Below are 21,233 nucleotides of genomic sequence, written 5' to 3'. Positions count from 1 at the left end.
GGCTCAAGCATGCGCACGATGCCAATGCTCGATCAACGCACGCGCAATGGAAATGCGCGGCGGCAAGCCGATCTCACCCTCGCCGGCCAGCGCAGCGCCGACCTGCGCATGGCTGACCCAGCGCGCGTGTTCCAGCTCGCCGGTGACCTGCGGCACCTCGGTCGCCGCGGCGCGCGCGGTGAAGCCCAACATCAGCGCGCCCGGAAACGGCCATGGCTGCGCGCCCAGATAGCGGCAGTCCTGCACATGCACGCGGGTTTCTTCGAAGACCTCGCGCGCCACGGTCTGCTCCAGCGACTCGCCCGGTTCGACGAACCCGGCAATCACCGAATAACGCCCGGTCGCCCAGCTGGCCTGACGGCCGAGCAGCAGGCGCGCACCATCGCTGACGGCCACGATAATGGCCGGATCCACACGCGGGTAGTGCTCGGTCTGGCACTGCGTGCAATGCGCGATGAAACCGGCGCGGCGGAACGCAATCGCCCCACCGCACACGCCGCAGAAGCGCGTGCGTGACTGCCAGTGCAGCATCGCGCGTGCATAGGCGAAGGCGGTGGCGATGTCGGCCGGCCAGTCGGCGGCCGCCTGGCGCAGATCGATCCGCTGCGGCGCCTGCACCGCAACGATGTCGGCCGGCAGACAGAACCAGCACACCGCGTCGCGCAGGCCCAGGAAGATCGCCGCCTCCGGCCCGTCGGCCAACGCAGCACCCTCCATCAGCAGCGGCTGTCCATCGGCATCGGCCAGCGCCGCACCTTTGGCATCGAGCAACAGCACACGGCCTTGCGGCCATAACCGCGCCAGGGCGTCGGGATCGTCACGCAGCACATCTCCGCGATCGAGCGGGGCGTGGGTGAAGGCAAAACCGGAAGATGAAAAAAGAGACTCTGACATCCGCGCAAGCCTGCCGATAATCGCCAGCGCCTGCAACCGTCGCACGCGGTCTGCTTGCCGCGCCTGCAGTGCGTGTTCAGACGCCGCGGCCACCAGCGCCGGAGACAAGGTTCGGCGCGTGGTTCACGGCATGTCGCACGCCGACCGATGCAGGGGCAGCATGCGCAGCTGTCGCGTCAGAACAGGCGTTGCAAGTCCTATCCGTAGAGGGAAACGCGGCTGCTACGAGCCGGTGCAGGTGCGGGCGCATCGAAGCCCGCAGCTGCATCGGCCTGCACCTGCGGCAGCATCAAACGATGACCGTGGCGTTACCGCTGCTTGTCCAGCAGCTGATGCCGCACCGCCACGATGCACGGCTCGTTGGCCACCAGATGGACGAAGGCCGAGTTGTCGTCGGGGTTGCCACTGCCGATATCCACCAGCGACACCTGGTTGCTGCCGCGGCGCTTGAACCCGGCAATGGCCGTCTACGCATTGTTGAGCGGGATGGTGGCGTCGTTGGACGAACCCCACAGCACGGGGCGCGGCGGTGTCCTCGCAATAGAGGATGACTGCAGCAATCACGGATCGTTAAAACACCAGATGCAGGCGTGATCTACGGCGACGATTCGCGCAGTGCGCCGGTCAAATCGGCGGCCATCACGTTGATGGCAGTCCGGCGGTCGCATCGCCATTCCAGCAAGCGGGGCAAGCGACGCTTTGCGTACGGCCTACGACAACATGCGCCAGGCGCTCTCCCGTACCACCAGCAGCTTGAGACGCATCAGGTCGCAGCCGGCATACATCTGTCGCCATCGACACGACGCGCAGGAATTAGGGCCTTATTGGCTGCATATCGCCAGGACATCGGCCATCGCAACACAGGCGGTTGACCACAAGCGCGCAATACACACAGCCGCCCAGCACCCACCCGTACTCAAACGCTGAAGCTGCTCCCGCAACCGCAAGTCGTTTTCGCGTTGGGGTTGCGAATCACGAACTGTGCGCCGGTCAGGCTCTCGGTGTAGTCCACCTCAGCGCCCATCAGGTATTGCAGGCTCAGCGGGTCGACCAGCAGCGTCACGCCATCGGTGGCTACCGCCAGGTCGTCCTCGGCACGGTTTTCGTCGAACTCGAAGCCGTACTGGAAGCCGGAGCACCCGCCACCCTGGATGTAGACGCGCAATGCCAGCTCGGCATTGCCTTCTTCCTGGATCAGCTCGCGCACTTTGGCGGCGGCGGCCACGGAAAAGTTCAGTGGCCGGTCGATGGACTGGTAGTCCGGTGCCGGGGCGGCGGTAGGGAGCGAAACGAGCGTACTCATGTCAGCAGCATGGGGGTCGGGCGGCCGCACTTCAAGCCGCAGCGACCGCGGTGGCTGCCGGGGCGTTCACCGCCCACGCCGTACTCAGGCGCCCGCCGTTTCGGCCTGCAGCGCCTTGACCGGCTCGGCACGGCTGGCTTCCGGTGCCGGCAACGCCGCAGTGGCACCGGCACTGGCAGCGTGAATCAACCGCCCGGTGAGCTGCGCACCGGCGCTCATTTCCACCACCTGGTAATGCACATTGCCCTGCACCCGCGCATTGGCGGCCAGTTCGACCCGCTCGGCCGCATGCACGTCGCCGGTCAGCTGGCCATTGATGATCACCACCGGCGCGCGCACTTCACCCTCGATGCTGCCTTGCTCGGCCACCGTCAGGATGGCGCTGGCGCCGTCTTCGGCAATCACCTTGCCCAGGATGCGACCTTCCACATACAGCCCGCCGCTGAACACCAGGTCGCCGCGAATCACCACCTGCGGCCCGATCAAGGTATCGACCACGGTCTGCGCACCACGGTTGGATTTGTTTCCGAACATGAGCTACTCCCCCGCGCCATTGCCGGCGACTTTCCAGTCGAATGTCTGAGTGACCGGCGCCCCATCGCCGCTCAAGGAGATTTTGACACGTTGCGGAGTGAAATCCTTCGGCAGGATGACGCTTCCGTCCAACTGCTGGAAATAGCGGAACGAATACGGCTGGCCGGCGGCATCGGGCTTCTGGTGCAATTCGTTCCAGCTCACCGTCACCAGCTTGCCGGCGCGCACGCCTTCCACCGCAAAGCGCAGCTGGCCCTGGCTGATCGCGCCGCGGTTGATGTTCTGGGTCAGCACCACGCTGTAATTCCAGGTGCCGCCGGCCTCGGCGGTGAACTGCACCGAGTGCGCGTTGAGCCCCTTGCGTTGCGCGGTCGAGCCCACAAGCCGCTCGTAGAAGGCCACATCGGCGCGCAGCGCGGCGATCTGCTCGTCGCGCTCGGCCAACGAGGCCTGCACCTCGGTATTGGCAGCGCGGCTGATCTTGTCCGACATCGCCAGATTGACCTGGCGCTGCTGCAATTGTTCGATCTGCTTGCGCTGCTGGGTCTGCGCGCGCTGCGCCTGCTGCAGCGCTGCTTCGGCCTCCACAAGGCGCGGGGCGGCGCTGCGCGTGGCCAGCCACCACACCCCACCCAGCGAGGCCAGCCACACGACGGCCACCACCAGCCACAGCCAGCGCCCACTGAAATGGCCGCCGCCGGAGGCACGTTGGACGATCTGCACGCGGGCGGCTGGTCTCATGGGCATCGGGTCCGGGCAGGCCGGCGCAGTCATGGGCGGCGTAGTGTGCCAGAGCCCCGACACCCGTCGCGCTGGCGCTGGGCCGGCGGTTATCCCATAGTTCTGCAATTGTTTGCAGGGAACCACGCCATGAGCGAAGCGCATCTGTTCGTGATCGGCATCCTGCTGGCCTGGCTGGCCGGCATCCGGGTTTATCTCACCGTGTTCGGCGTCGGCCTGGCCGGCCTGCTCGGCTGGATCGACTTGCCGCCGGCCCTGCATCCGACGCAGTCGGTGTGGGTATTGGGCACCTCGGGCGCGCTGGCGGTGGCTGAGTTCTTCGCCGACAAGATTCCAGGCGTGGACTCGGGCTGGGACCTGCTGCAGACGCTGGCCCGTGTGCCGGCCGGCGCATTCCTGGCCGCGGCCACGCTTTCCCCCGATGGCGACCTTGGCGCGGGCGCCCTGGCGGCCGGCGCCGGAGTGGCGCTGACCAGCCACACGCTCAAGGCAGGTACACGCGCACTGCTCAACACCTCGCCCGAGCCGGCAAGCAACTGGATCGCCTCACTGGCCGAAGACACCATCGCCACCACGGCATTGGCGCTGGCGTTGGCGCACCCATGGCTGGCACTGAGTGTTGCGGTGGGCTCCAGCGTGCTGGCCGCGCTGGTGGTGTGGTGGATCTGGCGATTGCTGTGGCGGGGCATGCACCGGCTGGTTGCGCCGATGCGCACAGCCACCACGCCCGCTGCACGCCGCTCCCCGCTATCGTGAAGTTCATCGCATAATCACCGCGACTGCAGGGAGTATCGATGGCCGCCCGAGATCCGGTTCCTTCCACCACACGTGACGACACCGCCACGCGTAATCGCCCACTGCGCGCCGAGACCCCGCCGGCCGACCATTGGCGTCGCTGGGCCGATGAAGCGGCGGTGGCAGCCGACGATGCGGCGCCGGTGAGCGCGGCGATCATTCCTGCGCCTGCTGTTGCCAGCCGGGCAGCAACCGTAGCGCCGCTGCGCGCGGTGGCCGCCAGCGGCAGCGTGCACCCGACATCGGCGCCTACCGCGCTGCCGCCGTCGGCAGCGCCGGCGCTGCCCCGCAATGGCGACGACAACGTCGCGGCCGATGCGCCGTATCGCGTGCTCATTGTCGAAGACGATCGCTCGCAGGCCTTGTTCGCGCAGAGCGTGCTGCACGGCGCCGGCATGCATGCGCAGGTCGAAATGACTGCCGCCAGCGTGCCGCAGGCGATCCAGGACTACCACCCGGATCTGATCCTGATGGATCTGCACATGCCCGAGCTGGACGGCATCCGCCTGACCACGCTGATCCGTCAGCAGCCCGGCCAGCAGCTGCTGCCGATCGTGTTCCTGACCGGCGACCCGGACCCGGAGCGTCAGTTCGAAGTGCTCGACAGCGGCGCCGACGATTTCCTCACCAAACCGATCCGCCCGCGCCATCTGATCGCCGCGGTATCCAACCGTATCCGCCGCGCGCGCCAACAGGCGCTGCAGCACGCCGGTGAACAGGTCAGCGTGCGCAGCAACCCGGAAACCGGCCTGCCGACGCGTGGTCACGTGATGGAGTTGCTTGCCGATGCGCTGGAGCGCAAGCAGTCCGGCGGCCTGTTCTTCATCGAGATCGCCAGCGCGCTCGGCCTGCGCGAACGCTATGGCTACGCCGCCTACGAACGCCTGATGACCCAGGCCGGGCACCGCCTGGCCAGTGCCGCCCAGCCCTATCCGCTGGCGCGGTTGAACGACAACAGCTTCCTGTTGCTGGCCGTGGACATGCCCGAAGCCAGCCTGGAACAGCAGGCGCTGGAGATCCGCCAGCGGCTGTCTGCCAACGCCTTCCCGGTGCGCGAAGAAGAATCCGTGCATGTGCGCTGCGCCATCGGCGTGGCACCGCTGGGGCTGGGCTTCGACGACACCGGCAGCGCGCTGGAAGCGGTCGAACGCACCGCCCTGCAGGCACGCCTGCGCAGCGATGGCGTGCAGACCTATCTCGCACCCAGCCAGGCCGAACAGCAGGAACAGCTACGGCTGGTCGAAGGCCAGCTTGAACTGGCCTATCAACCGATCGTGGCCGTGGCCGGCGGCGACACCGCGCAATACCAGGTGCTGCTGCGGCTGCGCCAGGCCGACGGCACGCTGCTGTCGGCCGGCCAGGTGATTCCTGCCGCCGAAGCGGCCGGGCGCATCGCCGATCTGGACCAGCAGGTCATGGACCACGCGCTGGGCCTGCTGCACCTGTACCAGCACGCCAGCCCGCCGCTGCGCCTGTTCGTCTCGCAATCGCCGCGCACGCTGGCGCGCGATGCATTTGCGGACTGGCTGCTCAAGGCGCTGGTCGAACGTGGCGTGGCCGGGCAATCGCTCATTGTCGACCTGCGCCTGGACGATGCATTGATCCACGCTGTCACTGTGCAGCAGTTCTGCGCCAAGTTGATGCCGGCCGGCGTGCAGTTCTGCCTCAGCCAGTTCGAACCCGGCGACGAAGCCAACGCGCTGCTGAGCCAGTTGCCGCTGAGCTTCGTACGCATGGCCAACCGGTTCGCCGATGCGCATGGCAATGCCGCGGTGCGCGACCAATTGCGCGGCGTCATCGACATCGCCCACCAGCGCGGCCTGCTGATCATCGGCCAACGCATCGAAGATCCGCAGGCAGCGGCCGCGATGTGGATGAGCGGTGTGGACTTCATCCAGGGCAACCTGGTGCAGACGGTCGGCAAGGAACTGGACTTCGACTTCACGAACGCGGTGCTCTGAGTGACGGCGCAGGCAGGAGGCTTTCGCGCGTGGAGCATCGTGGCAACCCTGGCCGCCCTGGCGGCCGCACTGGGCGCAGGCTTGCAGTGGTCTGCGCTGCAGGGCCCGTGGCGCGCGGTCACCGCGGTGTCGGCAACGCTGGCGGTGGTGTGTGGGCTGTGCGCTGCGTTTGCCGCCTACAGGGCCGCACGTGCGCAGCAAACGTTGGCGCAGCACCTGGAAGAGGCCGAGCTGGCCCGTGAACGCCTGCAGCAGGAACTGCAGCGCCACGGCGAACTGGAACAGGAACTGCTGCGCGCCAAGCAGGCCGCCGAGGCCGCCACGCTGGCCAAGGGCGAGTTCCTGGCCACCATGAGCCATGAAATCCGCACCCCGCTCAACGGCATCATTCCGATGCTGGAGCTGATCTCCAGCGGTCAGCTCAGCCTGGATCAGCGCGACATGCTGCAAACCGCCACCGGCAGTTCGTTGCAGTTGCTGCGCATCGTCGACGACATCCTCGATTACTCCAAGCTCGAAGCCAACAAGCTCGAACTGGAGATCACTACCTTCAACCTGCGCGAACTGCTCGACGGCGTCGTGCAGCTGCTGCAACGCACCGCCGAAGGCCGCCAGTTGCGGCTCAGCCTGGATATCGAACCGTCGGTGCGCCTGCTGGTGCGCGGCGACCCGATCCGCCTGCGCCAGGTCCTGGGCAACCTGATCGGCAACGCCATCAAGTTCACCGAACACGGCGGCGTCGACATCCAGCTGCGCCGCCTGGGCGAAACCCGCGCCCAGCATCTGTTGCGCTTCCAGATCCGCGACACCGGCATCGGCATCGCACCGGACCAGCAGGCGCGCCTGTTCCGCTCCTTTGCACAAGCCGACGCCTCCACCACACGCCTGTACGGCGGTACCGGGTTGGGGCTGGCGATCTGCAAACGCATCATCGACCTGATGGGCGGCCGCATCGGGGTGGAATCCGAGCCCGGACGCGGCGCCACGTTCTGGTTCGAAATCCCGCTGCTCAAGGTCATCGGCGACCTGCAGCAGGCCTCCGGCGCCGACGCGGCGCGGGTGATGGTGATCAGCTCCGATGCGCGCCTGTCACAACGCCTCAAGCGCCTGCTCGACAGCTGGGGCATATCGCATGTGCTGATGGAAACCACCCAAGAAGCGCTCGAACGCGTGCGCCGCAACACCGACACCGAAGGCTTCCGCTGCGTCATCGCCGACCACGACACCTTGCGCTATAGCGCGCGCGCCGTGCACCGCGCGCTCGCCCGCCCGCATGATGCCAACGGCGCGCGGCTGATCTGGCTATACGGCGAAGAACCGGTACCGGCCGAACTGCAGGACCACACCACCCTGGTGCCGCGCCAGAGCCCGGACGAAACCTTGCGCGCCCTGGTGCTGCCGCCCGACCCAAAGCCAGCGCACGCCGCCACGCTGGCCGCGGCGATGATCCCCGAGCCGTTGCCGCCGCCGATGGCCAACGCGCGCGAGGTGCGCATCCTGCTGGTCGAAGACAACCCGGTGAACCTGCTGGTCGCGCAGAAGCTGCTGGCCGTGCTCGGCTTCGAGGCCGACACCGCCACCGACGGCGAAGCCGCGCTGAGCAGCATGGAATCCACCCGCTACGACATGGTCTTCATGGATTGCCAGATGCCGGTCCTGGATGGCTACGCCGCCACCCGGCGCTGGCGCGCCATGGAGACAGAAAGCGGCGGCCGCCCGGTACCGATCGTGGCGATGACCGCCAACGCCATGGCCGGCGACCGCGAACGCTGCCTGGCCGCGGGCATGGACGACTATCTGTCCAAACCGGTCGCGCGCGAACAGCTCGATGCCTGCCTGCAACGCTGGCTGCCGCGTCAGCCGCTGCTGCCCGGTCCAAGCCCTGCCGGCCAGCCCCCCCACGACCCGGAAAGCGCCAGCTCCGCCGCGCAGGCACGCGCACTGCCGATCCTGGACAACAGCGTCATCGACGAGCTCTACGAAGTGGCCGGCGCGGACACCATCACCATCCTGCAGCTGTTCCTGGAAGACGCCCCGCTTCTCATCGAACAACTGGAAGCGGCCGCAGCCAATCGCGACAGCATGCAACTGCGCGATCTGTCCCACACGCTCAAGTCTTCCAGCGCCAACGTCGGCGCGCAGGCCGTGTCCAACGCAGCCCGGCGCATCGAACTGGCCGCCCGCACCGGCACCATCGAACGCCCCTCGGTCATGGTCGCCCTGGTCATCGCCGAATACGCCCGCGCCCGCCTGGCCCTGCTAGGCCAGGTCGCCCGCCTGCAGGCCATCACCAGCACGACGAGCCAGTAGTCCTGCCAGCGTCATCGAAGCGACAGCAACAACCGTGCGTCGGCCATTCGCGCACTCAACAAACTGCGCTCGCATCGAATCGAAGCATTGCTCAACACCCGCCTTCGGACCGCCTCTCCAACTGCGGCAAAACGCTTAAGCCCCTCTCCTGCGGGAGAGGGGTTGGGGTGAGGGTACGGGCGAAGCCACGCGTCCTCACTCGCCAAACAAAGCGCCCGAAGAGGCGAACTACCAGCGCCCAGCAACCAGCGCGCGCAACCGACGCGCAGCAACACCCACAGCCAGACAATCACCGCGACCAAACGCGCTTTCAGTCGTCAAGCTTGGTCAGCAGGTAATTCGGCTCGCCGATACGGGCCACCAGATCCAGCTGGGTTTCCAGCCAGTCGATGTGTTCTTCTTCCGATTCCAGGATGTCCACCAGCAACTGACGGCTCACGTAGTCCTTGACGGTCTCCGCATACGCCACTGCATCGCGCAGCACGACAACCGCCTCGCGCTCCAGGGTCAGATCGCAGCGGAACATCTCGGTCGGGTTCTCACCGATGCGCAGCTTGCCCAGCGCCTGAAAATTGGGCAACCCTTCGAGAAACAGGATGCGGTCGGACAGCTTGTCCGCATGCTTCATTTCGTCGATGGATTCCTTGTACTCATGCTCGGCCAATTCCTTCAGGCCCCAGTTCTTCAGCATCTTGGCGTGCAGAAAGTACTGGTTGATCGCAGTGAGTTCGTTGTAGAGCACCTTGTTGAGGTACTCGATGACTTTGGTATCGCCCTTCATGCGATGTCTCCGAGACAGTGAGCCGGCCGCACTCTAACGCGTTGGCGCGGCGCATGAAGGAACGCGAATCGTGATCAGTTGCGGGACGCTTCCGGCCCCGCTCCAGGGCGGCGCTGCTGGTCAGCGCATGGCTGCTGGTCTGCGCATGACGGCTGGGGAATCGAGTTGACGGATAGAGTGCGATGTCAGCTGGAACTACGCATTACCGGCACCGACCACCTGACGCCGCTCAGGCCGTCAGGAGCGGAAGCCGTAACGCACCGTTTGCACAATGCGTAGACGACGCATCGTCGCGAGCCATCAGCATCGCAGGGCAGACGCCAGCACGTCTGCCTTCAGTGCCTGAACCAGTACTCCAGCAGGCCAGGCACGCAGCCCACAGAGCCAACGACCTCAGGCTCAGGCAGCGCTGGCCAGGCCCAGCATGGGCAGCGGCAACGCGCAGGTGGCATGCGCCTGATGCAACAAGTCGCCGGCCATGTCCAGGCACGAGCCGCAATTGGACCCGCAGCCGGTGCGCATGGTCAGTTCGGCAAGACTGGCGCAGCCGTTCTCGGCCGCTTCGCGGATCTGGTGGTCGGTGACCCCATTACAGATGCAGACGTACACGGTATCGGTCGGGTGTTGGCGATCCGGAAAGGACCGGGACTGATTGCACCGCAAACGAGAATAGGTGTCAATTCCAAACGTTAATCATTATTAATCCGCGCCGGGCGAGCCCCGCTGCGCTTGCGTAGACGCTTGCGTGGGCTGTCGTGTCCTGCCGCGCTACTCCCCGGCAACCAGGCTTCCAGCGCACGCTCGGGCATCGCACCCACCGCTGCCGGGCCGGCCAGGTTTTGCGCCAGGGGCGCCAGATGACGCAACGCCCGCGCATAGACGCCACGCTTGAACATCACCACATGCTCGACCGGGTACCAGAAATCCACCCAGCGCCAATGATCGAACTCCGGGGTATCGGTATGGTCGAGCTTGAGGTGGGATTCGTCGCCGGTGAACTGCAGCAGGAACCAGACCTGCTTCTGCCCGATGCATACCTGGCGCTCGTTGCGGCGCACCGCGCGGCTGGGCAGGCGATAGCGTAGCCACCCAGGCGTGGCACCGAGCAATTCCACATGCTCGGGCAACAACCCGGTTTCTTCGCGCAACTCGCGGTACATGGCTTCGACGGGTGTCTCATCGGTGTTCATGCCACCTTGCGGGAACTGCCAGCCGTCCCTGCGCACACGTCGTGCCCAGAACACCTGACCGTCCTGCCGCATCAGCACGATGCCGACGTTTGGCCGGAAACCGTCCGGATCGATCACGATGCGGACTCCTGAAAATCTACTGTCACCGACTCTGCCACGGCGACGCCCGGCTCACAAGCTGAAAACGAAATGCTTGACAACAGCGCAATGCATCGTGAGAATTGCCGGCTCCCTAGGCTATGTAGCTCAGCCGGTTAGAGCACAGCACTCATAATGCTGGGGTCGGTGGTTCGAGTCCACCCATAGCCACCAAGGTATTCACGCCCTCACCGGCATGCGATAATCTTGTATCAACACGTTTTTATTGCCCCGTCGCCAAGCGGTAAGGCACCTGACTCTGACTCAGGCATCGGTGGTTCGAATCCATCCGGGGCAGCCAAACACGAAAGGCCCGATCGAAAGATCGGGCCTTTTTTGTTGCCCGGCGTTTCGACAGCGATGCAGCGACCAACCGCATGACGCGCACTTCGGCCGAATGAGGGCACAACAGTCCGTCACCAATAGTTGCGATCGCAGCGCAGACAGCGCATGGGCCCAGCTTCTACACTCCTCCCCAGGCATGGCGCAGGCAGCATTGCCCTCGACATGCGCGACACGACCCCAACCGCTGCCGCACCGCAATGAAACGCCGAACTCCCCCAGCAACATCCAGCTGACGAATGCAGATGCACTACTGGTGCCGCATGCCGCCAGCCAGGCATTAATGACATTTCGACTTCGGTTTCGACTCTGACCTAGGCTCCGTCTCTGGTTTCGCCTGCGAGCTGATTTAGCAAGACAGCGGAAACAGGCGCCGCGTACGCACGCAGCTAGAGGCGCATCGCGCGCCCTCCCTCACGAAGAACATCAGCACGCCTTGCAGCAAACAGACGTCAAACCTCAAAACGACAAAAGCCCGGCATGACCGGGCTTTTGAAGCAGGCGCCCCGGCGGACCGGGACGCAGCAAACGCGATGGATCAGCGCTTGGAGAACTGGGTCGCGCGACGGGCCTTGTGCAGACCGACCTTCTTACGCTCGACTTCGCGGGCGTCACGGGTCATGAAGCCAGCCTTGCGCAGCTCGGACTTCAGGGTTTCGTCGTACTCGACCAGTGCACGGGCGATGCCCAGACGGATCGCACCGGCCTGACCGGTGGTGCCGCCGCCGGAGGCGGTGACCAGGATGTCGAAGCTTTCGGTGTTCTTGGTGAGTTCCAGCGGCTGACGCACGATCATGCGCGCAGTTTCACGACCAAAGAACTCGTCCAGCGGACGGTCGTTTACAGTGATGTTGCCGGTACCCTTGCGCAGGAACACGCGAGCGGTGGAGGACTTGCGGCGGCCAGTGCCGTAGTTTTGCGTGATAGCCATGATTAGATATCCAGAACTTGCGGCTGCTGGGCGGCGTGCGGATGCTCGGCACCCGAATAGACCTTGAGCTTGCGGTACATGGTGCGGCCCAGGGGGCCCTTCGGCAGCATGCCCTTGACGGCGATTTCGATCACGCGCTCCGGGTGGCGCTGCAGCGCCTGCTCCAGGCTCTCGGTCTTCAGGTTACCGATGTAGCCGGTGAAGCGGTGATACTTCTTGTCTTTCAGCTTGTTGCCCGTGACGACGATCTTCTCGGCATTGATCACCACGAGGTAATCGCCGGTATCGACGTGAGGGGTATAAACCGGCTTGTGCTTGCCGCGCAGGCGGCGGGCCAGTTCGGTGGACAGACGGCCGAGCGTCTTGCCGGCGGCGTCGACGAGATACCAGTCGCGCTGGACGGTCTCGGACTTGGCGGTGAACGTAGTCATGAGAAAACTCTTGAGTGGTCGGGCGGATTGCAGTGGCCGAAGACCACTGGAACTTTGCCACGCGTTGTGAAGGCGAAACAGAAGAGGCGGGATTGTACGGGACGCCCGGCGTCGGCGCAAGTTGCAGCCGCCGCCGAGCCACGGCGGTTGGCAGCGCGGTCGAGCGGGGCCAGAATCGACGCATGACCCAGACCTCCCCTTCCCGACTGCATAGCCCGCTCGACCGGCTGCTGGTCGAAGCCCAGCGCGCGCTGGACACGGTGTTCGGCAATCCGCCGGCCGAACGCCCCAATCCCGCTGCCGAGACACCCGATGTCGCACTGGACCCGCAGCAACGTCGCCACGCCGCCGGCCTGATGCGCATCAACCATGTCGGCGAGGTCTGCGCGCAAGGCCTGTATTTCGGCCAGGCCGCGGTTGCCCGCGACGCGCATACCCAGCACCACCTGCTGGAAGCCGCGCAGGAAGAGACCGACCACCTGTCCTGGTGCGCCGATCGCCTGCACGAGCTGGACAGCCGCCCCAGCCTGTTCAACCCGCTCTGGTATGCCGGCAGCTACGCACTCGGCGCGCTGGCCGGGCTACGCGGCGATGACTGGAGCCTGGGCTTCGTGGTCGAAACCGAGCGCCAGGTCGAAGCCCATCTGGACGAGCATCTGGAGACCTTGCCAGCGGTCGACCAGCGCAGCCGCGCCATCCTGCGCGTGATGAAGATCGACGAAGCCCGCCATGCCGACCAGGCCGAACAAGCCGGCGCCCGTCCCCTCCCGGCCCCGATCCCCAGCGCGATGGCCCTGGCCTCGAAGCTGATGAAGACAGTCGCCTACCGGTTCTAGTCGGGAATCGGGAGTCGGGAACGCGACACCCCAACTGGAGCAAAGCCCCCTTTGTTAAGGGGGCGCGCCAAAGGCGTGGGGATAGGCAGCTACTGAGTTGGGGCCCAAAGGTTTGCGAAGCAAACTTTGGGGCTGCGCCCGCGCTGCGGGTGCGGCCACGGCCGAAGGCGTGGGGATAGGAAGCCAACGAGTCGGGGCCCAAGGTTTGCGAAGCGAACGTTGGGGGCGGGCCCGCGAAGTGGGACCGACTACCCGACCAGCTTCAACCCGATCACACCAGCCACGATCAAACCGATGCACGCCAGTCGCGACCACGATGCGCTGTCGCCAAACAGCGCGATGCCGGCAATGGTCACGCCCAGGGCGCCGATGCCGGTCCAGATTGCATAGCCGGTGCCGACCGGAATGGTCTTCAGCGCCTGCGTCAGAAACCACAGGCTGATACCGGCCAGACCGATGGTCAGCACGGTGGGCCACAGCCGGGTGAAGCCGTCGCTGTATTTCAGTCCCATGGCAAAGCCGATCTCGAACAGGCCGGCCAGCAACAGATAGATCCAGGGCATCGCAGTACTCCTCACAAAAAACGGTCAAAAAAAAAAGCGACCCAGTGTCTGCACACTGGGCCGCCGTCGGCTGTGGAACGCGAGGTCATCGCGTGGCGGGCCGTCCCGCCTTGAGTCGTTGACGCACCTTCGAACAGGCGCGCAACCGGTCGTTCTTGACAATTACTCGCTCAGGTTACGCCCGTGGAACAGCTCTTCGATCTCGCGCTTGAGCAGCGTTTCGATCTTCATGCGCTCCTTGAACGAGAGGTTTTTGGCACGCTCTTCGAACAGGTACTGGTCCAGGTCGAAGTCCTTCAGGTGCATCTTCGTGTGGAAGATATTTTCCTGATAGACATTGACGTCGATCATCTCGTAGCGCGACTTCACGTTCTTGGCGAGGAAGTGCTGGATCGAGTTGATCTTGTGGTCGATGTAGTGCTTCTTGCCCTTCACATCGCGGGTAAAGCCACGGACACGGTAGTCCATGATCACGATGTCCGATTCCAGCGTCTCGATCAGATAGTTCAGCGCCTTCAGCGGCGAAATCACGCCGCACGTGGCGACGTCGATATCGGCGCGGAAGGTCGCGATGCCTTCCTGCGGATGCGTCTCCGGGTATGTGTGCACAGTGATATGGCTCTTGTCCATATGAGCTACCACGGCGTCGGAGATGAGCTCCTTGCCGGCCTGCTTCTTGTCGATCACCGGCTCTTCGGAAATCAGGATCGTCACCGATGCACCCTGCGGATCGTAGTCCTGACGTGCGATATTGAGGATGTTGGCGCCAATGATCTCGGCCACATCGGTCAGGATCTGCGTCAGACGATCGGCGTCGTATTGCTCATCGATATACTCGATGTAGCGCTGACGCTCTTCTTCGGTACGCGCATAACAGACGTCGTAGATGTTGAAGCTCAGCGCCTTGGTGAGGTTGTTGAACCCCTGTAGCCTCAGGCGAGGCAACGGCTTGACCACGTCGGTCTGTCCTTATGGAAATCGGGAAAGGAGTCAATTATGAGCCAAAGGTCCCAGCAACGAAATGCCGATGTTGAGAATGGTTTACCTTGCATGACTCATGCCGTTAAGCTTCAGGGATCACACGCGGAACTACCATGAGCCCAGGAAACACGACGGTTGTCACCACGACGGTACGTAACGCTACCCCCTCACTGGCGCTAGACGCGGGCACTATCGAGCGTTTTCTGGCGCACAGCCACCGCAGGCGCTATCCGACCCGAACCGATGTGTTCCGGCCCGGAGACCCGGCCGGTACCCTCTACTACGTGATCAGTGGCTCGGTGAGCATCATCGCCGAGGAAGATGACGACCGTGAGTTGGTGCTGGGCTACTTCGGTAGCGGGGAATTCGTCGGCGAGATGGGGTTGTTCATCGAATCCGATACCCGCGAGGTGATCTTGCGCACCCGCACCCAGTGCGAGCTTGCCGAGATCAGCTACGAGCGGCTGCAGCAGCTGTTCCAGACCAGCCTGTCGCCGGACGCGCCGAAGATTCTGTACGCGATCGGCGTTCAGCTTTCAAAACGGTTGCTCGACACCACAAGGAAAGCCAGCCGCCTGGCCTTCCTGGACGTGACCGACCGCATCGTGCGCACTCTGCACGACCTGTCCAAGGAACCGGAAGCGATGAGCCATCCGCAGGGCACCCAGCTGCGCGTGTCGCGCCAGGAACTGGCACGCCTGGTCGGCTGCTCGCGCGAAATGGCCGGGCGCGTGCTCAAGAAGCTGCAGGCCGACGGCCTGCTGCATGCACGCGGCAAGACGGTCGTGCTGTACGGCACACGCTGACGGCACTGTGCAGCCAGTGCCCTGTGCACTGGCTGCAAGCCGAGCCGGGCAACGATTTGATCCAATTGCGATGCGGCTGAGTTCGGCGCAGGTGCAAGCCGGCAGTAACGCACTGCGCGAAACCTCTCATAAGCGTGCGTTCGAGCGGTCACGCCGCACGCTACGCATCGCGACTGCGTCACGGTCCTGACGATTCGTCGATTTTGTGACCACGCCACACCCATGCTGGTTGGCATGCCAAACGCCGCACGTTGGGTCAGACCGCGTAGCGGTTTCGTCTCGCGTAACCGAATGGGGCTTGGATGGGTGTGCTTGTCTTACAGCGCCTTGCCGCCGCGGTCGCGACAGCCCCAGTTGAGAATCGGCGTGCCTGCGGGCAGCACCTGCCGAAACAACGCTTCGCGATTGGCCTTGGGATTGACCACCACCGGCGCGCGCGCGGCCTTCAACAGCGGCAGGTCTGCGGTGCTGTCCGAATAGGCGATGGCGATGTCGGCATAGCCGCGCTCGCGCAACATGCGCATCTTCTCTTCGTTATGGCAGTGACGCCGGGCGGTGACCGCGCCCAGGCGCGGGCCGACCAGGCTGCCGATCACCGGCACATCCTGATGTGCGACGAATCCGAGAATTGCGCGCGCCAACTCCGGCGGTGCGCCGGTGGCGACCACCACACGGTCGCCGGCGGCGCGGTGTTCGGTGAAGACCTTCAAGGCATGCGGCAACAGGCGCTGGCGGATCTGCGCTTCATGCTTGAGCACGTATGCGTCGATGAAACGGTTGAACTCGCGCGTGCGGTGCAGCCCGAAGGTGGCGATCCACACATAGCCGGACACGCCACGCCGCCGGGTCGGCAGCAGTGCCACCATGGGACCAAGAACAGGTGAGACCAGCAGCGCAACCAGCAGGCGCAACGGGTTGCGCTTGATCAACCAGGCAAACAGATGGCTGCCGGAATCACCATCGTACAAGGTGTGGTCGAAATCGAAGACCACCAGCGGTGCGTCTTCGCGCGGTGCGGGATACGACTCAGTCATGCGCGAAGAATAGCTGACGCAGCGACTCGCCGGGTTCGGGCGCGCGCATGAAGGTTTCGCCAACTAGAAACGCGTTCACACCCTGGCCGCGCATCAGCTGCACATCGGCATGGGTGACGATGCCGCTTTCGGTGACCAGAATCCGGTCGCGCGGCACCGCGGCACGCATGTCCAGCGTGGTCCGCAGGGTGACTTCGAAGGTGCGCAGGTTGCGGTTGTTGATGCCGATCAATGGCACCGGCACCTGCACCGCACGCTCGAGTTCGTCGATGTCATGCACTTCCACCAGCACGTCCAGGCCCAGCTGCATGGCCAGGCCGGACAGATCGACCAGCTGCGCATCGTCCAGCGCCGAGACGATCAACAGGATGCAGTCGGCACCGAGCACGCGCGCTTCGTAGACCTGATACGGGTCGACGGTGAAATCCTTGCGCAGCACCGGCAGCGTGCAGGCCTCGCGCGCCTGGCGCAGATAGGCGTCCGCGCCCTGGAAGAAATCCACGTCGGTGAGCACCGACAGGCAGGTAGCGCCACCGAATTCGTAGCTGACCGCGATATCGGCCGGACGGAAGTCGGGCCGGATCACGCCCTTGGACGGGCTGGCCTTCTTCACTTCGGCAATCACGGCCGGGTCGCCGGCGGCGATGCTGGCCTGCATGGCGGCGGCGAAACCGCGCGTGAGCGGCAGATCCGCGCTGCGCGCGATCAACTCGGCCAGCGGCACGCGCGCGCTGCGCTCGGCGACTTCGTCGGCCTTGCGGGCAAGTATGGTGTTGAGGATGTCGCTCATCGTATCGGGTCCTGGCGGGCGGGCATTATCGGTCAAGACGGCCGCACCGGAGCGCGGCTGCACGCCAGCGCACAGCATGCCAGCGTGACTGTGAGGATGCCGGCGGGCGATTGCCGCCGCGTGCGGCAGCCGGCATCGCTCAGGGCTGCAGGGCGAGTTGGCGGGTGCAGGCCACGTAGGCGTCCAGCCGCGCACGCGCAGAGCCATCGGCGAGCACCGCACGTGCGCGCACCACGCCATCGGCAATGCTCTCGGCCACACCGGCCACGTACAGCGCGGCACCTGCGTTGAGCGCCACGATGTCCAGGGCGGGGCCGGGCACGTTGTCCAGCACCTGCAACAACATCGTGCGCGATTGCGCAGCATCGGCCACCTTGAGGTTGCGGCTGGCCGACATGGCGATGCCGAAATCTTCCGGATGCACTTCGTATTCGCGCACCTGGCCGTCGCGCAATTCGCCCACCAGCGTGCCAGCGCCTAGCGAGAGCTCGTCCATGCCGTCGCGCCCCCACACCACCAGCGCACGTTCGGCGCCGAGCTCCTGCAGCACGCGTGCCTGGATACCGACCAGATCCGGGTGGAACACGCCCATCAGGATGTTCGGCGAGCCGGCCGGGTTGGTCAGCGGGCCGAGAATGTTGAAGATGGTGCGCACGCCCATTTCGCGACGTACCGGCGCCACCACCTTCATGGCCGGGTGATGCACCGGTGCATACATGAAGCCGATACCGGTCTGCGCCAACGCGCTGGCAACCTGCTCGGGCTGCAGCTCGATCACTGCGCCCAATGCTTCCAGCGCGTCGGCGCTGCCGGACTTGGACGAGACGCTGCGATTGCCGTGCTTGGCCACCTTGGCACCGCCAGCTGCGGCGACGAACATGGCGCAGGTGGAAATATTGAAGGTGTGCGAGCCATCGCCGCCGGTGCCGACGATGTCGACCATGTGCTGGCGATCACTTACCTCCACGCGGCGCGAAAATTCGCGCATCACCATGGCGGCACCGGCGATTTCGCCGATGGTTTCCTTCTTGACCCGCAGCCCGGTGAGGATGGCCGCGACCATCATGTCGGAGACCTCGCCGCGCATGATCTGCCGCATCAACTCGACCATTTCGTCGTGGAAGATTTCGCGGTGTTCGATGGTGCGCTGCAGGGCTTGTTGCGGAGTGATGGGCATGGGAACGACCGTGGCAGAACGTGATGGGTGGATACGCAGGCGGCTTGCGCCGCGCTCGCTCGGTGTGGGAAAGCGCGCTGTCTAAGCGTTGCAACAAGGCGAAGCGTCTGCATCTGCGGCGATCATTGGCCTGGACGCCGCATGCGAAAGCGCGCCTGCGGCTGCACTTCGTAATAATCGGCCGGCCCGCCTGCGCGCAGAATCGTCTGCACCGCGGCCGGGTCGTAGATGCCCTCGTGCAGCGCCGATTTGGCCAGATGCACGCCAACGACCTCGCCCAGCACCAACCAGGTCTCGATGGCGTGACCGCTTGCACTGTGCAGCTGCAGCAGTTGGCTCAAGCGACACTCGAAACTGACCGGGCTTGCCGCGACCCGTGGCACATCGATCAAACGCGATGGCGCCATCTGCAGACCGGCAAGATCGAATTCGTCGACATCGGATGGCACCACCGCCGCGCTGGCGTTCATGGCTTCGGCCAGCGGACGGGTGGCCAGATTCCAGGTGAACTCGCCAGTGGCCTCGATATTGCGCAGGCTGTCCTTACGGCCGATGCTGGCAAAGCCGACGATCGGCGGGGTGTAGTTGAAAGCGTTGAAAAAGCTGTAGGGCGCCAGATTGGCGATGCCCTCGGCGCTGCGCGAACCGATCCAGCCGATCGGGCGCGGGCCCACGATGGCATTGAACGGGTCGTGTGGCAGTCCGTGGCCTCGCGCTGGCTCATAGAAGTGCATGCTGTCGTCGGACGTGTTCATTGGGAAGCAATCTCGGTTAACTGCGAAGCGCACAGGCCTTGCTGGGCGAAAAAAACGCTGGCTGCATGCGTCGGCGCCGCCGTCCGCGATCGGCTGCGTATCGTCTCGTAGGCAGCCGTGCTGGCACAGCCCGGCCACGCGGGTGCGTGGATGCCGATGCAAGCTGCGCCGCTGACGGCAACGTGCATGGCGGCCATCGCGATCAACGCTGCAGAAAGTTTTTCAGCAGCACATGCCCGTGCTGGGTCAGGATCGACTCGGGATGGAACTGCACGCCTTCCACCGGAAACTGGCGATGGCGCAAGCCCATGATCTCTTCCACCGAGCCGTCCGGATTTTCGGTCCAGGCGGTGACTTCCAGCGCATCCGGCAAGGTGGTCTTGTCCACCACCAGCGAGTGATAGCGCGTGGCCTCGTAGCTGTCCGGAAGGCCGGCGAACACGCCCTTGCCCTCGTGGCGAATCGGCGAGGTCTTGCCGTGCATGATGTTGCCGGCACGGATCACGTCGCCGCCATACACCTGGCCGATGCTCTGATGGCCCAGACACACGCCCAGGATCGGCGTGGTCTGCCCCAGCTGTTCAATCAGCTGCAGCGAGATGCCGGCCTCGTTCGGCGTGCACGGACCAGGCGAGATCACGATGCGCTCGGGCTTGAGCGCGGCGACCTGATCGACGCTCATCGCATCGTTGCGCACCACCGTGACCTCGGCCCCCAGCGCCTGCAGGTACTGCACCAAGTTGTAGGTGAAGCTGTCGTAGTTATCGAGCATGAGCAACATATCAGGCCTATCTATTTGTTTTTAAAAGGGGACAAAGCCCGAAATCACTCATCAATACCCGCTGCGATACCCACTAACTAGTTTGATACCCAAGCTGCTGGGGAGCGAGCAACACTGCACATATCTTCGCACGGGCTCGCTCGAGCTTCCGGGTCTCTGTACAGCTGCAAGCCTACGAGCCGTACAAGCCGGTCGACGCCACTCGACATGAAGTACGGCTGCGCAAGTCCAAAGCCATCTGTCAGCGCCGGGGCCTTGATGTTCGCCCCACGCTGCGCCTGAGCTGCGTCCGGCCGAAGCCTTGAACCACTGCGTGAAGAGCATGGAAGCAGAGGCATGACTAAGTCCGCGAAGTCCTCGTCCAAGACCCCTGGACTGCCCACTCGGCATGGCCAGCACTGGAGCGCTGAGAACTTGGAGAACTACTTGACGGCATCAGGCGCGGCATGGATCTGGACCAGCTTGCCTGTAGCCACCAGCGGTCACGCTCAAGCATCGTGCGGCGCAGCCCGCCTTCTTCCTGAGCAGATGCGCCCGGCAACGCGACGCATTCGTTTGCCGTCTTAGCCCAGTACATACTGCAACAGTAGAAGAGTCAGCCCCCCCCCCGTCCTGAGTAGCGGCCGGGTCTAGAGTCCGGGGTTGATGATATCGGTGTTGGCCAGCTGTTGGGCATACGCGGACGGGGTCATGCCGCCAATTGCTTTCTTGGGTCGCTCCTCGTTGTATTCGCGTCGCCAGCGCTCGATCTCGGTGCGTGCGTGCAGCAGTGTCGGGAACCAGTGTTCGTTGAGGCATTCATCGCGTAGCCGGCCGTTGAACGATTCGACATAGGCGTTCTGGTTTGGCTTGCCGGGTTGGATCAGCCGCAGCTGCACACCATGCGCATGCGCCCAAGCGACCATCGCCTTGCCGCAAAACTCCTTGCCGTTGTCGGTGCGGATCACCTTTGGCAAGCCGCGGCTGATGGCCAGCCGATCCAGCACACGCGTCACGCCGTGTCCGCAGATCGCTCGCTCCACCTCGATGGCCACCGCCTCATGTGTGGCGTCGTCCACGATCACCAGGCACTTGATCGCCCGGCCGTCGGCGGTGCGGTCGAACACAAAGTCCATCGACCACACCTGGTTGGCCTGCGATGGCCGCAGCAGCGGCTGAC

The 21,233-nt window shown here is 64.7% G+C and carries 22 protein-coding genes, 2 tRNA genes and 1 pseudogene; 7 read left to right on the top strand and 18 right to left on the bottom strand.

Going from position 1 to position 21,233, the window contains the following annotated elements:
* Positions 1 to 3: 3 nt before the first annotated feature.
* The 5 genes and pseudogenes from nudC to A7D16_RS03455 all read right to left on the bottom strand — a co-directional run bounded on the left by nudC (position 4) and on the right by A7D16_RS03455 (position 3,472).
* Positions 4 to 894, bottom strand: a complete 891-nt coding sequence (gene nudC, locus A7D16_RS03470; RefSeq protein WP_064629983.1) for an NAD(+) diphosphatase — start codon at positions 892 to 894, stop codon at positions 4 to 6.
* A gap of 308 nt (positions 895 to 1,202) precedes the next feature.
* Positions 1,203 to 1,412, bottom strand: a pseudogene (locus A7D16_RS21150) (alpha/beta hydrolase); the annotation flags it as partial.
* Between the two features lie 398 nt (positions 1,413 to 1,810).
* Positions 1,811 to 2,197 (bottom strand): iron-sulfur cluster insertion protein ErpA, encoded by a 387-nt coding sequence (gene erpA, locus A7D16_RS03465; RefSeq protein ID WP_064629859.1) that lies wholly within the window; start codon positions 2,195 to 2,197, stop codon positions 1,811 to 1,813.
* Positions 2,198 to 2,281: 84 nt separating this feature from the next.
* Positions 2,282 to 2,731 (bottom strand): bactofilin family protein, encoded by a 450-nt coding sequence (locus A7D16_RS03460; RefSeq protein ID WP_064629856.1) that lies wholly within the window; start codon positions 2,729 to 2,731, stop codon positions 2,282 to 2,284.
* Positions 2,732 to 2,734: 3 nt separating this feature from the next.
* A complete protein-coding gene (locus A7D16_RS03455; protein ID WP_064629849.1) occupies positions 2,735 to 3,472 on the bottom strand; it encodes a DUF6776 family protein in 738 nt (245 codons plus the stop codon).
* Between the two features lie 129 nt (positions 3,473 to 3,601).
* Here A7D16_RS03455 and A7D16_RS03450 point away from each other — a divergent pair, with 129 nt between their 5' ends.
* From A7D16_RS03450 to A7D16_RS03440, 3 genes are read left to right on the top strand one after another with little or no spacing between them, the layout of a single operon-like run.
* Positions 3,602 to 4,228 (top strand): DUF4126 domain-containing protein, encoded by a 627-nt coding sequence (locus A7D16_RS03450; RefSeq protein WP_064629847.1) that lies wholly within the window; start codon positions 3,602 to 3,604, stop codon positions 4,226 to 4,228.
* A gap of 38 nt (positions 4,229 to 4,266) precedes the next feature.
* The gene (locus tag A7D16_RS03445) at positions 4,267 to 6,228 is read left to right on the top strand and encodes an EAL domain-containing protein (protein WP_064629845.1); all 1,962 of its coding nucleotides are present in this window, start codon (positions 4,267 to 4,269) and stop codon (positions 6,226 to 6,228) included.
* 39 nt (positions 6,229 to 6,267) lie between these two features.
* A complete protein-coding gene (locus A7D16_RS03440; RefSeq protein WP_064629981.1) occupies positions 6,268 to 8,538 on the top strand; it encodes an ATP-binding protein in 2,271 nt (756 codons plus the stop codon).
* Between the two features lie 310 nt (positions 8,539 to 8,848).
* Here A7D16_RS03440 and bfr read toward each other — a convergent pair whose 3' ends face one another.
* The 3 genes from bfr to A7D16_RS03425 all read right to left on the bottom strand — a co-directional run bounded on the left by bfr (position 8,849) and on the right by A7D16_RS03425 (position 10,626).
* On the bottom strand, positions 8,849 to 9,319 hold the full coding sequence (gene bfr / locus A7D16_RS03435; RefSeq protein WP_064629844.1) for a bacterioferritin: 471 nt from the start codon (positions 9,317 to 9,319) through the stop codon (positions 8,849 to 8,851).
* Between the two features lie 399 nt (positions 9,320 to 9,718).
* A complete protein-coding gene (locus A7D16_RS03430; RefSeq protein ID WP_064629842.1) occupies positions 9,719 to 9,928 on the bottom strand; it encodes a (2Fe-2S)-binding protein in 210 nt (69 codons plus the stop codon).
* A gap of 80 nt (positions 9,929 to 10,008) precedes the next feature.
* The gene (locus tag A7D16_RS03425; protein ID WP_064629840.1) at positions 10,009 to 10,626 is read right to left on the bottom strand and encodes an RNA pyrophosphohydrolase; all 618 of its coding nucleotides are present in this window, start codon (positions 10,624 to 10,626) and stop codon (positions 10,009 to 10,011) included.
* A 118-nt stretch (positions 10,627 to 10,744) separates the two neighbouring features.
* Between A7D16_RS03425 and A7D16_RS03420 the strand changes: the two genes are divergently transcribed.
* Together A7D16_RS03420 and A7D16_RS03415 are read left to right on the top strand one after the other, a co-directional pair.
* Positions 10,745 to 10,821, top strand: a tRNA-Met gene (locus A7D16_RS03420).
* Between the two features lie 53 nt (positions 10,822 to 10,874).
* Positions 10,875 to 10,948: transfer RNA gene (locus tag A7D16_RS03415), tRNA-Gln, on the top strand.
* A gap of 579 nt (positions 10,949 to 11,527) precedes the next feature.
* On the opposite strand, the gene rpsI is transcribed toward A7D16_RS03415, so the two are convergent.
* Positions 11,528 to 11,920: a 30S ribosomal protein S9 gene (rpsI, locus tag A7D16_RS03410; protein ID WP_016902423.1), complete on the bottom strand. Its 393-nt coding sequence runs from the start codon at positions 11,918 to 11,920 to the stop codon at positions 11,528 to 11,530.
* Positions 11,921 to 11,922: 2 nt separating this feature from the next.
* Positions 11,923 to 12,351 carry a 50S ribosomal protein L13 gene (gene rplM, locus A7D16_RS03405; RefSeq protein ID WP_003483082.1) on the bottom strand — a complete coding sequence of 143 codons (429 nt, stop codon included), beginning with the start codon at positions 12,349 to 12,351 and terminating at the stop codon, positions 11,923 to 11,925.
* Positions 12,352 to 12,533: 182 nt separating this feature from the next.
* Between rplM and coq7 the strand changes: the two genes are divergently transcribed.
* The gene (gene coq7, locus A7D16_RS03400) at positions 12,534 to 13,187 is read left to right on the top strand and encodes a 2-polyprenyl-3-methyl-6-methoxy-1,4-benzoquinone monooxygenase (protein WP_064629838.1); all 654 of its coding nucleotides are present in this window, start codon (positions 12,534 to 12,536) and stop codon (positions 13,185 to 13,187) included.
* A 248-nt stretch (positions 13,188 to 13,435) separates the two neighbouring features.
* On the opposite strand, the gene A7D16_RS03395 is transcribed toward coq7, so the two are convergent.
* Both A7D16_RS03395 and speD read right to left on the bottom strand, forming a co-directional pair.
* Complete coding sequence (locus A7D16_RS03395) at positions 13,436 to 13,750, bottom strand: DMT family transporter (RefSeq protein ID WP_003483069.1); 315 nt, start codon at positions 13,748 to 13,750, stop codon at positions 13,436 to 13,438.
* A 162-nt stretch (positions 13,751 to 13,912) separates the two neighbouring features.
* Entirely contained in the window at positions 13,913 to 14,707 is a 795-nt protein-coding gene (speD, locus tag A7D16_RS03390; RefSeq protein WP_010368069.1) for an adenosylmethionine decarboxylase, read from the bottom strand.
* 137 nt (positions 14,708 to 14,844) lie between these two features.
* Between speD and crp the strand changes: the two genes are divergently transcribed.
* Entirely contained in the window at positions 14,845 to 15,537 is a 693-nt protein-coding gene (gene crp, locus A7D16_RS03385) for a cAMP-activated global transcriptional regulator CRP (RefSeq protein ID WP_010368067.1), read from the top strand.
* A 317-nt stretch (positions 15,538 to 15,854) separates the two neighbouring features.
* Here crp and A7D16_RS03380 read toward each other — a convergent pair whose 3' ends face one another.
* From A7D16_RS03380 to A7D16_RS03355, 6 genes are all read right to left on the bottom strand, one after another.
* Positions 15,855 to 16,571 (bottom strand): haloacid dehalogenase-like hydrolase, encoded by a 717-nt coding sequence (locus A7D16_RS03380; RefSeq protein WP_064629836.1) that lies wholly within the window; start codon positions 16,569 to 16,571, stop codon positions 15,855 to 15,857.
* Positions 16,564 to 17,439 carry an indole-3-glycerol phosphate synthase TrpC gene (gene trpC, locus A7D16_RS03375; RefSeq protein ID WP_193395431.1) on the bottom strand — a complete coding sequence of 292 codons (876 nt, stop codon included), beginning with the start codon at positions 17,437 to 17,439 and terminating at the stop codon, positions 16,564 to 16,566. Before trpC ends, A7D16_RS03380 begins: the two co-directional genes overlap by 8 nt.
* Positions 17,440 to 17,500: 61 nt before the next feature.
* Entirely contained in the window at positions 17,501 to 18,538 is a 1,038-nt protein-coding gene (gene trpD, locus A7D16_RS03370) for an anthranilate phosphoribosyltransferase (RefSeq protein WP_064629834.1), read from the bottom strand.
* 122 nt (positions 18,539 to 18,660) lie between these two features.
* Positions 18,661 to 19,293, bottom strand: coding sequence for a flavin reductase family protein (locus tag A7D16_RS03365; protein WP_064629832.1), 633 nt, complete (start codon positions 19,291 to 19,293; stop codon positions 18,661 to 18,663).
* Positions 19,294 to 19,495: 202 nt separating this feature from the next.
* Complete coding sequence (locus A7D16_RS03360; RefSeq protein WP_064629830.1) at positions 19,496 to 20,074, bottom strand: anthranilate synthase component II; 579 nt, start codon at positions 20,072 to 20,074, stop codon at positions 19,496 to 19,498.
* Positions 20,075 to 20,703: 629 nt separating this feature from the next.
* On the bottom strand, positions 20,704 to 21,233 hold a 530-nt coding region (locus tag A7D16_RS03355), incomplete at its 5' end, for an IS3 family transposase (RefSeq protein ID WP_153043118.1).

This window comes from Xanthomonas nasturtii (assembly GCF_001660815.1).
GTDB classification, from domain to species: Bacteria; Pseudomonadota; Gammaproteobacteria; order Xanthomonadales; family Xanthomonadaceae; genus Xanthomonas; species Xanthomonas nasturtii.
Note: the sequence above shows the minus strand (reverse complement) of the source record. Positions and strands in the feature narration are given on the sequence as shown.